Origin of the sequence: Methylophilus sp. 13, assembly GCF_015354335.1 — a bacterium.
Classification (GTDB): Bacteria; Pseudomonadota; Gammaproteobacteria; order Burkholderiales; family Methylophilaceae; genus Methylophilus; species Methylophilus glucosoxydans.
Genome location: NZ_JADKYR010000003.1, coordinates 75287 through 87082 on the forward strand (window position 1 = coordinate 75287; position 11796 = coordinate 87082).

General features: G+C 54.0%; 16 protein-coding genes. 8 read left to right on the forward strand and 8 right to left on the reverse strand.

The window, feature by feature from the left end; all coding sequences use genetic code 11:
- Positions 1–336 precede the first annotated feature (336 nt).
- The 8 genes from INP77_RS08060 (at position 337) to INP77_RS14885 (ending at position 7362) form a co-directional block, all read left to right on the forward strand.
- A complete protein-coding gene (locus INP77_RS08060) occupies positions 337–1035 on the forward strand; it encodes a GntR family transcriptional regulator (RefSeq protein ID WP_194748545.1) in 699 nt (232 codons plus the stop codon).
- A gap of 102 nt (positions 1036–1137) precedes the next feature.
- A complete protein-coding gene (locus INP77_RS08065) occupies positions 1138–1350 on the forward strand; it encodes a DUF4089 domain-containing protein (protein WP_194748546.1) in 213 nt (70 codons plus the stop codon).
- Positions 1351–1355: 5 nt separating this feature from the next.
- Positions 1356–2705 (forward strand): AtzE family amidohydrolase, encoded by a 1350-nt coding sequence (locus INP77_RS08070; protein ID WP_194748547.1) that lies wholly within the window; start codon positions 1356–1358, stop codon positions 2703–2705.
- Between the two features lie 14 nt (positions 2706–2719).
- Complete coding sequence (gene hpxZ / locus INP77_RS08075; RefSeq protein WP_194748548.1) at positions 2720–3088, forward strand: oxalurate catabolism protein HpxZ; 369 nt, start codon at positions 2720–2722, stop codon at positions 3086–3088.
- 185 nt (positions 3089–3273) lie between these two features.
- Positions 3274–3957 (forward strand): cysteine hydrolase family protein, encoded by a 684-nt coding sequence (locus INP77_RS08080; protein WP_194748549.1) that lies wholly within the window; start codon positions 3274–3276, stop codon positions 3955–3957.
- Between the two features lie 34 nt (positions 3958–3991).
- Complete coding sequence (locus INP77_RS08085) at positions 3992–5554, forward strand: regulator (protein WP_194748550.1); 1563 nt, start codon at positions 3992–3994, stop codon at positions 5552–5554.
- A gap of 43 nt (positions 5555–5597) precedes the next feature.
- Entirely contained in the window at positions 5598–6926 is a 1329-nt protein-coding gene (atzF, locus tag INP77_RS08090; protein WP_228518816.1) for an allophanate hydrolase, read from the forward strand.
- Positions 6927–6954: 28 nt separating this feature from the next.
- Positions 6955–7362, forward strand: coding sequence for an amidase (locus INP77_RS14885; protein ID WP_228518817.1), 408 nt, complete (start codon positions 6955–6957; stop codon positions 7360–7362).
- 103 nt (positions 7363–7465) lie between these two features.
- Here the strand turns inward: INP77_RS14885 and INP77_RS08095 are convergent, their stop codons facing one another.
- From INP77_RS08095 to INP77_RS08130, 8 genes are all read right to left on the reverse strand, one after another.
- Entirely contained in the window at positions 7466–7684 is a 219-nt protein-coding gene (locus INP77_RS08095; protein WP_194748551.1) for a hypothetical protein, read from the reverse strand.
- A 138-nt stretch (positions 7685–7822) separates the two neighbouring features.
- Positions 7823–8026, reverse strand: a complete 204-nt coding sequence (locus INP77_RS08100) for a hypothetical protein (protein WP_194748552.1) — start codon at positions 8024–8026, stop codon at positions 7823–7825.
- A gap of 116 nt (positions 8027–8142) precedes the next feature.
- Positions 8143–8310: a hypothetical protein gene (locus INP77_RS08105; protein ID WP_194748553.1), complete on the reverse strand. Its 168-nt coding sequence runs from the start codon at positions 8308–8310 to the stop codon at positions 8143–8145.
- 82 nt (positions 8311–8392) lie between these two features.
- Positions 8393–8536, reverse strand: a complete 144-nt coding sequence (locus INP77_RS08110) for a hypothetical protein (protein ID WP_194748554.1) — start codon at positions 8534–8536, stop codon at positions 8393–8395.
- A gap of 135 nt (positions 8537–8671) precedes the next feature.
- Entirely contained in the window at positions 8672–8842 is a 171-nt protein-coding gene (locus INP77_RS08115) for a hypothetical protein (protein WP_228518818.1), read from the reverse strand.
- A gap of 225 nt (positions 8843–9067) precedes the next feature.
- Positions 9068–9781 carry a YafY family protein gene (locus INP77_RS08120; protein WP_228518819.1) on the reverse strand — a complete coding sequence of 238 codons (714 nt, stop codon included), beginning with the start codon at positions 9779–9781 and terminating at the stop codon, positions 9068–9070.
- Positions 9782–9783: 2 nt separating this feature from the next.
- The gene (locus INP77_RS08125) at positions 9784–10716 is read right to left on the reverse strand and encodes an NAD(P)-dependent alcohol dehydrogenase (RefSeq protein WP_194748555.1); all 933 of its coding nucleotides are present in this window, start codon (positions 10714–10716) and stop codon (positions 9784–9786) included.
- A 201-nt stretch (positions 10717–10917) separates the two neighbouring features.
- The gene (locus INP77_RS08130) at positions 10918–11793 is read right to left on the reverse strand and encodes an alpha/beta fold hydrolase (protein WP_194748556.1); all 876 of its coding nucleotides are present in this window, start codon (positions 11791–11793) and stop codon (positions 10918–10920) included.
- Positions 11794–11796: the final 3 nt, after the last annotated feature.

An 11796-nucleotide genomic window follows, 5' to 3' on the forward strand; every position in this document is an offset into this window, starting at 1 on the left:
ACTGCTTTTGCCATGCTGGACACGACTTGCTATGTTTATTTACCGAAGATTTCGTATCACGAATGTCCGGTTTTTTTTGAGAATCAGACAACAAGCGATGCAAACTTTGCTATTGAAGCCGTTGCAATCAGCCCTGTTCCCTTGATGAATGACCAAACCCGAATTAACGCCTGTCATTATAAAAGCGATGCCCGCATTTACTCATAGCCCAATCGGACTATTCAAGCCAGGCGCACGTAAAATGCAGGCGTAGTGACCACGCATACGTTGTGTAACGGTTGCCGAAAGGCCATTATCCAAGTATCTTTAATCGCATCCCCAGTCAGATTCAAGGTCATGATCAAAAAAGAAAAACCTGCAAAAAGCTCTACTGTCGACGCTTTGTATAGCCAGCTCAAGCAAAAAATTATTTCTTTTGAGCTCTATCCGGGCACGCGCATTACCGAACTGGCGCTGGCAGAGATGTTTGGTGTCAGCCGCACGCCGATCCGGCAGGCGTTGCAACGGCTGGAAATAGAGGGTTTTTTGAGCATACGTCCCAAGCAGGGTTGCTTTATCCGTGAGCTGGATGTGACCGAACTGATGGAGTATTACGAGGCACGCATCGCTCTGGAGTTGCTCATCGTCGAATCTGCGGTCAACGCCATGAGTGACAAGCAAGTGGAGCAGATGATGGCACTGTGGCAGCCGGAGAAGCATGATGCGGAATTACAGGTGGGTATAGACCTTGGTGAAAAAGATGAGTCTTTTCATGTCGGGCTGGCGCTAGCCAGTGACAAACCGGTGCTGGCCTCGATTTTAAAAAACATTAACCACCGCATCCGCGTCATTCGTCGCCTGGACCTAAACGCTGACAATCGCAGCCAGCGCACCTATAAAGAGCATTATGAGATACTGCAGCTCATTAAAGAGCGCGACACAACCAAGGCCAAACAAGCCATGAAGCGACATATCCAGCGCAGTCGAGAATTCGCCAAAACCCTGACGCTGACTGCCTTGGCGCGGCAAAAGTTCTTATCCACCCCCTCTGCCTGACCGCCTGAAAGCCACCCAGTACGCGGCACTGGTACGGCACTTGCTTGGGTTTTGTTGTATACAATATTGCATATCAAAAAAAACCTCACCAAGGAGTTTGCTTTGTCACACGCCATGCTACAAGACACCGAAATCACACCGGCATTTGTTGCCAGCCAATTGCAATTACAGGGTATCACGCTTGACGAACAGGACCTGCTGCAAACCACGCAACATTACCGCCTGCTATTCAGCCATGCCGAACGCGTCATGAGTTGGCCGCTGGACGAGCACATTGAGCCCGCACCAGAGTTTCGCCCACAGGCAGCGAGCTAAGCGCCATGGATGGAAGTCAGAATGCAATCGAGATTGCCAACGCAATCCGCCTGGGAACCGTCTCAGCCCTGCGCGTGACCGAGGCGGCGCTGGCCGACATTGCGCGCCATGATGGCCGCTACAACAGCTTTACCACCGTAACTGCGGGGCGTGCGTTGCAAGAGGCCGCGGCCGTGGATGCGGCACGTGCCCGTGGCGAGCGCTTGCCACCGTTGGCGGGTGTGCCGTATGCGGTGAAAAACCTGTTTGATATTGCCGGGTTGCCTACCCTGGCCGGGGCCAAAATCAACCAAAGTCATGCCCCCGCCAGCACCGATGCGCAGCTGGTGCAGGCCATGCAGCGAGCGGGAGCCATCTTGCTCGGCGCGCTCAATATGGATGAGTATGCCTATGGCTTCACTACTGAAAACCACCATTTTGGCCCCACCCGCAATCCGCATGATCCGACGCGTAGCGCTGGCGGCTCTTCTGGCGGTTCAGCCGCCGCCGTCGCTGCCGGGCTGGTGCCGCTTACGCTAGGCTCAGACACCAATGGCTCAGTACGGGTGCCCTCGTCCATGTGCGGCCTGTTTGGCCTCAAACCGACGTATGGCGCACTCTCATTGGACGGCATGTTTCCGTTTGTGCACAGTTTTGATCATGCCGGGATTTTTGCGCGCTCCGCGCAAGACTTGTCGCTTTGCTTTGACGTGCTGCAAGGCAACACCAGCGCGGACTCAACGCCACGATTAGTCTCAGACACGCCTCGCCTCGCCCGCCTGGGCGGCTATTTTGAGCAAGGCGATGCGCAAGCAGAGGCCGCCGTCGCCGCCGTGTGCAACGCCTTGCAGGTGACGCAAGTGGTCGAGTTACCCGAAGTGGCGCGCGCCCGCTCAGCCGCCTATCTGATTACCGCCAGCGAAGGCGGCAACCGCCACCTGACCCGCTTGCGCATGCAGGCCGCTGACTTTGACCCGCTGACCCGCCCCAGGCTGGCGGCAGGCACCACGCTACCAGCCGCCTGGTATCTGCAGGCACAACGCCTGCGGCGCTGGTTTTTTGAGCAGGCCATGCAAGTGTTTGCGAGCACGGATGTGCTGATTGCACCGGCCACCCCTTGCTGTGCACAACCGCTGGGGCAAGAAGACATGGTGATCAACGGCAACCGTATGCCGTTGCGGCCCAACATGGGCATGTTTACCCAGCCGATTTCGTTTATTGGCTTGCCTGTCGTCGCGGTGCCTGTGCATTTGCCCGGCCAGCTGCCGATTGCGGTACAACTGATAGGTGCGCCCGGCAAGGAGGCGCAGCTGCTGCAACTGGCACACCATTTACAGTCGTTGTCAGTCTGCCAGTCTCCCGTGGTTAGAAACTGATACAGAGGTGACCCATGCTGATTAATCATCCCCCTGTCCTCGCCGAAGTCACAGCGGTATTTGCTGACTACGAACGTGCCCTGGTCAACAATGACGTACAAGCCCTGATCCATTTCTTTTGGCAAAGCCCCCTCGCCGTGCGATATGGCGCTGCCGAAAACCTGTATGGCTGGGAGCAGATTGTCGCCTTCAGAAAACAACGCACGCCCCCGCCGCCACGCACCCTGTTTAATACGGTCATCACCACCTATGGCCTTGACTATGCCAACGCCAGCACCGAGTTTAGGCGCGACAATGGCACAGGCCGGCAAAGCCAGAGTTGGATACGCACTGAACAAGGCTGGAAAATCGCAGCGGCGCATGTGTCCCTGATGCCGGACTAATGCGCTCGCTTGGTGCGAGCCGCACTCTTTTGGCGAGCACTGGCTGATTTTCCGCATCCACGCCGAGCAGATTAAAAAAGAATTCCCTTGTTTTAAAAGCCTTTTTTCCAACCAGGCATAGACGCAACTCAGGCATGTGATTTGCTTTGTTGTATACATTGATGCATTTTATAAAGTCCTTTCAGATGATCTCCACCCTGCAAACAGTCACCGTCGCAGCCATGCCCGAAGCTTTTGTCTTTGATCCCGCACGCACCGCGCTCATGCTCATCGATATGCAACGCGACTTCATTGAAGAAGGAGGCTTTGGGCAAAGTCTAGGCAATGATGTGCGCTTGCTCAAAGCGGCAATTGCCCCCTGCCAGGCCGTGTTGGCGACGGCCAGGGCGCAGGGCATGCTGGTAATCCATACCCGTGAGGGCCACCGACCAGACATGTCAGACGCCTTTCCAGCCAAAGTGGACCGGGGCGCGCCAAAATTGCGCATCGGCGATCAGGGGCCGATGGGGCGTATCCTGATCCGTGGCGAACCGGGGCACGAGATTATCCCGGCGCTCTCACCCATCGCTGGCGAACCCATTATCGACAAGCCTGGCAAAGGCGCCTTTTATGCCACCGACCTCGAACTGCTATTACGCAAGCGCAACATTGAAGCGCTGATTGTCTGTGGCGTGACGACCGAAGTCTGCGTGCATACCACGGTGCGCGAAGCCAATGACCGCGGTTTCCGTTGCCTGATTCCTGGCGATTGTTGCGCCTCATACCACCCCGAATTTCACGCCGTCAGCCTGCGCATGTTTGCCGCCCAAGGCGCGATTTTTGGCTGGGTCACCGATAGCCAGCCACTGGTCAACGCATTGCAAAAATAATCAGGCATCCCGCCATTTGAGGAGAATCCCCATCATGAAAACCGCTTCAGGCATCAAACTCTGGTCACCGGGCGACTGGAACGCGCTCTTTGGTTTTGGCACCAATATTCTGGTCAATCTGCTGGTGCTCACCGGCCTGCTCAGGTTTGTGCTCAAAATGCCGGATGAGATGGTGTTCGGCCGCATCTTGCCGGCCACCGGGCTCATGCTGTTTCTGAGCACCATGTATTACGCCTGGCTCGCCTATCAACTCGCCAGGCAGACCGGTCGCAATGATGTGTGTGCGCTGCCTTCAGGGGTCAGCGTTCCGCACATGTTTGTGGTGGTGTTTGTGATCATGTTGCCCATCTCGCTGGCCAGTGGCGACCCGGTCAAAGGCTGGGAGGCCGGACTGGCCTGGGTGTTTATCCAGAGCTTTGTGCTGATGCTGGGCGGCTTTATTGCGCCGGTGATCCGCAAAGTCACCCCACGTGCCGCCTTATTGGGCACACTGGCAGGCGTCTCCGTCGCGTTTATCAGTTTGCGCCCGGCGCTGGAGATGTTCATGACGCCCATGGTAGGCGTGGTCTGCTTCGCCATTATTCTGGCCAGCTGGTTTGGCGGCGTGCGCTATTTCAAAGGCATCCCGGCCGGGCTGGTGGCGATTGCCGCTGGGACGCTCATCGCCTGGGGTTCTCACCTGTTCGGGCTCGATTATGCCCACATGAGCCTGAATCACGTCAGCGCCGCCCTTGCCAACTTTGGCTTTTCCATCCCGCTACCCGCCATCAACCATGTGTTTTCAGGCTTTGAATTTTTAGGTGTGATTCTGGTCACCGCCATCCCGTTTGGCATTTATGACCTGGTTGAGGCAATGGACAACGTTGAGAGCGCCGCCGCCGGGGGCGACAGCTTTCCGACAACAAGGGTGTTGACGGCCGACGGCGTGATCAGCCTGATTGGCTGCCTGATGGGCAACCCATTTATCAATGCGGTCTACATTGGCCATCCCGGCTGGAAGGCCATGGGCGGCCGCATCGGCTACTCAGCGGCGACCGGCATCATCGTTTTGCTGCTTTCCTGGCTGGGCATCATCGCCCTCATGGCCTCCTTGATTCCAGTGGTCGCCATTTCGCCTATCTTGCTCTATATCGGCATGCTGATTGGCGCACAAGCGTTTCAAGAAACGCCCAAGAGCCACGCGCCTGCCATTATCCTGGCCTTTTTGCCACATGTTGCGGCCTGGGGAAAATTGCAAATTGACAACGTCCTCGCCGTCGCTGGCACCAATGCCGCCACCTTGGGGCTGGATAAACTCGGCCAGGTGGGCGTGCTCTACCACGGGCTGGAGGTGCTGGGTGGTGGCGCCATTTTAGGCGGCTTGATGCTGGGTGCGATTGCCGCCCTGGTCATAGACCGCAAACTGGCAAAAGCCGCTGGCTTTGCACTGGCAGCGGCGCTGTTTACTTTTTTTGGCCTCATGCATGGCGAGGCGATCGGCATTGGCCAATCGCTACCGATTGCCGCCAGTTATCTGGTGGTGGCGATCATGCTGTGGCTAAGCAGTAAATATGCGCGCATTGAGGCCTTGCCCACCGGCCTCAGCAGCCAGCACTAACCCCGTGCCAGCCACCCTGACCCACACCGGAGCCCTGCCCCACATGAATTTGAACATTTCGCATCTGAGCGCCGCTTATCGCGCTGGCAGCCTGAAACCCAGCCAGTTGGTCCGGCAGCTGGCAGAAAAAATCCATGCCGAGGATACGCACCATGTCTGGATTGACCGGGTCAGCCTGGAAGAGATGCTGATCTACGCCTGCCAACTGGAGGCGATGGACCCGACCAGCCTGCCTTTGTACGGCATCCCGTTTGCCATCAAAGACAATATCGACCTGGCCGGATATCCGACCACGGCCGCTTGCCCGGACTTTGCCTACACGGCCGACCAACATGCCACGGTGGTCAGAAAACTGATTGCCGCGGGCGCGATCCCGGTCGGCAAAACCAATCTGGATCAATTTGCCACCGGCCTGGTCGGCGTACGCTCGCCGTATGGCGCCTGCAAAAACAGCATTGATCCTGACTACATTTCCGGCGGCTCCAGTTCGGGTTCTGCCGTGGCAGTTGCGCTGGGCATGGCCAGTTTTAGCCTGGGCACAGACACGGCAGGTTCTGGACGGATCCCGGCCGCGTTTAACAATCTGGTTGGCATCAAACCGACCTGCGGCCTGCTTAGCACGCATGGGGTGGTGCCGGCCTGCCGTTCACTCGATTGCGTCTCTATTTTTGCCGGTACCGCCGAAGAGGCACGCGCCGTGTTGCAAGTCGCGCAAGGAGAAGACCACGAGGATGCCTATTCACGGCGGGCACCCGCGCAGGCAGTGCACACTTTTCCACCCCGCTTTCGCTTTGGCGTGCCCCGGACTGAGCAACTGAATTTTTTTGGCAACCCCGAGACGCCCGCGTTGTTTGCCCACGCCGTACAAGCACTGACCGCGATAGGCGGGCAAGCCGTCGAAATAGATTTTTCGGTATTTCTCAACACGGCGCGCTTGCTTTATGAGGGCGCCATCGTCGCCGAGCGCTATGCCGCCATCCGGCCCTTTATTGAATCACACGCAGAGGCCATGCACCCGGTGACGCGTAGCATCATTCAGGGGGCCAGCAAATTCAGTGCAGCCGACGCCTATGCCACGCTATACCAGCTCAAAGCCAACCAGGCGCAGGCCCAGCAATGCTGGGATGAGGTTGACCTGCTGGTCACGCCGACGGCAGGCACGATTTACACCATACAAGAAGTGGAACAGGACCCGATCCAGACTAATAGCAACCTGGGCTATTACACCAACTTTATGAACCTGCTGGATTTGTCTGCTATCGCCCTCCCGGCTGGATTCCAGCACAACGGCCTGCCGTTTGGCATTACGCTCTGCTCACCGGCTTTTCATGACCTTGCGCTGGTTGAACTGGCGCAACGGCTAGGCCGCTAACCGCGCTAAAAAATACAAGGAAACACGCATGTCCATGATAGAAGTCGCCGTCTGCGGCGCGCATATGCAAGGCCTGCCACTCAACCCGCAATTGCAGGCATTGCAGGCCACTTTTGTGCGCGCCACGCATACCTCGGCCGACTACAAACTCTACCACCTGGCCGGCTTTCACCCACCGCGCCCCGGCCTGGTCAGAGTCAATACAGGCGGCAGCGCAATCGCCCTGGAGATTTGGCAACTGCCGCTGGAGAACTACGGCAAACTGGTTGCCAGCGTCCCGGCCCCGCTCGGCTTTGGCACCCTTACGCTGCAAGATGGCCAACAAGTGGCCGGTTTTTTGTGTGAAGCCTACGCCAGCGCAACCGCCACGGATATCTCGGTCTTTGGCGGCTGGCGGGCTTATCTGCATGCACAAAGCCAGGGCAGCAATAAATAGCGCCCGCCTCCAGGCCGCATGAAAAACCAATTCATTTTTCATCTGGTCGTAACGGCGAATCAGTGCAGATCAAGCCATTGATTTAATAGGGAGATTGGCACACTCAATGTTCTTTTGCCATTGACTGATGGCATTCGTCGGGCGCTGCTCGAGCAGTCCGTGCCTGTGGCTCTATCCAGGTAATGTGCGCGCCGCTGGTGTGCGCAATCTGATCCAGTTGTGCGATCTCGTGTGCGGAGCGTTGCCGGCGGTTAAGCTTGAAGCCCAATCCGGCCTTCAAGATGCGGATTAACTGTGTGGTGGGCTGATGATCAAAGCGCATGGAATGGGCCTTTCATAAGCGTGTGCATAAACATAAGCAGTATCCGTCGTATCGCCGGTTGGCCGCATACGGAGACACCAGCGTCAGCAATCCCGCCTAAGCGGGATTGTTGCGGTCAGCATTGCATAAATGCCTGACTCATTTTTCATGGCAATTGCAGGCAGACTGCGTTTTCTGCTGGGCCGAGTTGCAGGCTTCCATCGCTTTTTTTGCACTTTCTTTGGCTTCTGAAACATTATTTTTATGATAGCTCTCTGATGCATTGAGATGATGTTTGGCGGCCGCTTCATGATCCGTCGCAGCTTGTTGATGTAATCCACTGGCTTGATTGGAAATTGACATGGCGTAAATCCTTTATGTGGTCGATCTGTGTCTGGCCGTTGGAAATTCAACAACCATTCTTTGCAGTCTACCGGGCACGCAAGGGGCTGTTTGTTCGCTAGCCAACACGGTCTGGCTTATTCAGTCGTGACCCCGTCAAAGGGCAGCTTCGAGACATCTGCATACACGCGCAGATGACAGACGGTGCCCTCTTGATGACTGGGTGGCGAGTAGAGGCTGTGTAGTTTCAAGTCCAGTTTGCCCGTATTGATCAGGTGATGATGGCCCCCGGCTGGCACCATCATCGCATATCCTTGTTCAACTTCTGCGGTGAAGCCATGGATGATGATGTGCGCCCTTTTACACGCGTAAAAACTGGTCTTGCATCTATACTTCAAAGCCGGTTTCCTCGCCCGGTTTGAGTGTGACCAGAAGCAACTGGCTATACTGTCCTGTGGATACCACCCGCCTGCAGTCTGTATTCATCCTGAAATCTGTATTCAGCAAAGTGGCTTGATGAAGATTCTGCATATATCCATGCATCACGATTTCCTAAGCGCGCCGTCATGCCACAGAGGGTGAGCAAGAGCTCGCCGAACTGGCCCACTTCAGGAGGCAGATCACGAACAGGTGGCCTTTACCAGTTGAAAGACCAGGTCATGCGGTTCAATGGTGTTTGATCTCCTGTACCGACTGGGCAAACGCATTGATTTGCTGATTGGCCTCTTGCTTGTTGATGCCGTAAATTTGCTGCAGTTTTTCTACGAGAATCTCCCGCTTGCCCGCAATGTCATAAATATTGTCCTGGGTCAGACGCCCCCATTTGCCGAGAATCACCGTTTCCAGCGCCTTCTAGTCCGCTTGTATCTCGCTCCATTCCATACTCGCTCTAGACTTTATCCAGCATGAATAGGCGATACACCTCGATTTGAGACTTCAGAATGGGGCGCTGAGCGATGGAGCTCGCAATAAACAAGGTTGACATACTGCGCGAGGAGATAATGCCTTTGTAGTCATCAACCACCATTCACAAAACACTCAAGGCGCGCTCGATGCACGCACTTAAGCCAGGCATGTGTTATTCAATATACTGATTTTTGTCGGCACTTTGGCAGACGCTATTACGCCATTCTTTTGACAAGTGGCGCCGATTGCCAGGATAGTGATCTTCAAGGCCACTGATCTCCACAATACGATCCACCAGAAAGATTCTAAATGCCTGATCTCACACCACGCGGCAATGGACCAACGCGAATCGACGAACCCTAAAATAAGCGGCCAGATCACATACGCCAAAGTGTCACCCGTTTTGTTGATATAAGCCACTTTGAGTTTTTTTTGCTCGCGCATGGCATAACGCACTACGCCTGAATCAAAATCTACGACAAATGGTCTTTCGCCGACATAAAGCATGTCATCCTCCATGAATAGTTTCATGTCCGCAGGAATGACTGCTCCAATCTTTGCCAGTGCATTTTGAGCTCCAAGCGCGAGCGCTTGATCTGTTTGTTGACTCACCCATTGCGCACCTGCGACCAAAGCTTGCAATTCGTCTTCATTGAATGTCATCGGCGGCAGCAAAAATCCAGGCTTTAACATGTACCCTACGCCTGCTGCGCCATCAATTTTGGCACCCATGGCCTGCAACGTTGCAATATCACGGCGAATTGTTCGCAACGAGACATTGGTTTCTTGCGCCAGCATTGCGCCGGAAACACTCCCGCGATGTCGACGCAACACTTGCATCAGTTCGTTGAGGCGATGGCTACGAGACATTGTTACTCCATGGCGATAACACCTTTGCCCCCTATTTTGAGTCCACCCTCAATTTCACTCATCAGATTTACACCATCGATGAGCGATACGATTCTGCCAATCGGTAATTGGAGCTTTCCGAGTTCCGCCGCTTTTGCGACCTTGCCCAAAGTATACTCGCTCGGACTGCCTATCAGCACCTGGTAGTTTTTCGAGAAAATCGCCCGCAGGAATTTCATTGGTTTCGGGTCAAGGTCAAGAAATACACCATTTTTCTTGAGCAGCTTCATCCCTGTGCTTGCGGAAATGGTTGTTGAGGTATCGTAGACAATATCGAACTTTTGCGTCAGGGCATGCAAATCCACTTTTCGATAGTCGTAGACATGGGCTAATCCCATTTTTTGCATTTTTTCCATATCTTCACGGCGGCAGCTGCCAGAGACGATGGCCCCCAGCATCTGCGCGATCTGAATCGTTGCTATCCCAACAGCCCCGGCACAACCGTTCACAAATACATGTTGACCAGCCCTCAGGCGGGATTTTTCCACCAACCCTCTCCACGCCATAATGCCAGGCGTCGCCAAACAGGCTGCATCCTCAAACGAGACTGTATCCGGTTTGTGTGTCACAAAGGACTCATTGGTGACTAGCATCTCGCCGAACGCGCCTGCCTGTTTCAGTCGTGCCATGCCAAACACATGGTCGCCTGGAGCAAAGCGTGTCACCCCTCTACCAGTTGAAATCACCGTCCCCGAGAAGTCCAAACCCATTGCCCGAGGGAAGGTGTTTCCGGTCAGGATTTTCATCGTGCCATTGCGTAACTTCCAGTCGATGGGGTTGATTGCAGCATATTTCACCTTCACAAGTAGCTGGCCCTTGCCGGGAGCTTCCACTTCAAACTCCTCCAGGCGCATCATACTTGCCCCGCCATATTGATGGTACTGAATGCGCTTCATGCGAACACGCTTTGTTTCTGGATAGTTGCACACTTGTTCATATTCATTTCGATGGAGTATTGAAATGCTTACTATAAACAGTGCGCATGCCAGATTTTGTCACCATCTTCAACATATTTAACCAATAAATAAAGCCCATTGTTTAAGCAATGGGCTTTATGCCTGTAAATGTAATGTCACATTTTCAGGCTGAGGTTTCACTTAATTTGCCTGCAAGTATTGGGATATGGTCTTTTTTAAATCCTCTGGATTATCCACGCTGAGGAAATGTCCAGAACCTGTGATGGTCTCAAGCGTTGCGTTTGGTACTTTCTTCCAAGTCAAATATCTTTCGGCTTGTCTTGACCAGTCATTTTCTCCGTATATCAGCATTACAGGGCTTTTGATCTTATGATATTGATCAGTGGCCTGCGCCCAACTGCGCCAGTTTTTTAATATGTTCCTGCCAAGAAAACTGTAGCCCGGCCGATGTCCTGTTTTATCAAACATTTTCATTAACCAGGTTGGGATTTTTTTGATTCTTGTGACGCCGCCATTCATCACCAGGCTCAAGAAAAATCGATTCTCAAGTGCAGCAAAAATCGCCCCATTGATGGGAATTGAGTAATTCCACATCATAAAGTTGGCAATAACGTTGCCACGCCGGATGCCATCTGCGTAACGCGTTTCATAATCGTATGTATTGACCGCAATCACCTGCTTAATCTTATCTGGGATTTGTGCAGCGACCGTGAGAGACAGTGTCGCGCCAATAGACTCACCAATTAAGGTGAGATTGGTCAAATTCAGCTGATCAATTAAATCAAGCACAGAGGCTCTCAAATAGGGCTCGTCGTAGTTGATTTTCTTATTGATGGACGATTGACCGTGGCCAGGCAAATCGATGGCATAGACGGTAAATTTGCTCGCATAAAATGGAATCATCTCGCTAAACAACTCAATTTGCGTTCTGATCGTATGCATTAAAAGCAGCGGTTCTCCACTCCCTGTTTTAATGACTCGAACCGTTTCTCCATCTTTAAGCGTGACAAAAAATTCCTCTCCGTTAAATTTAAGATCTGTTGGTGCATCACTCATTTC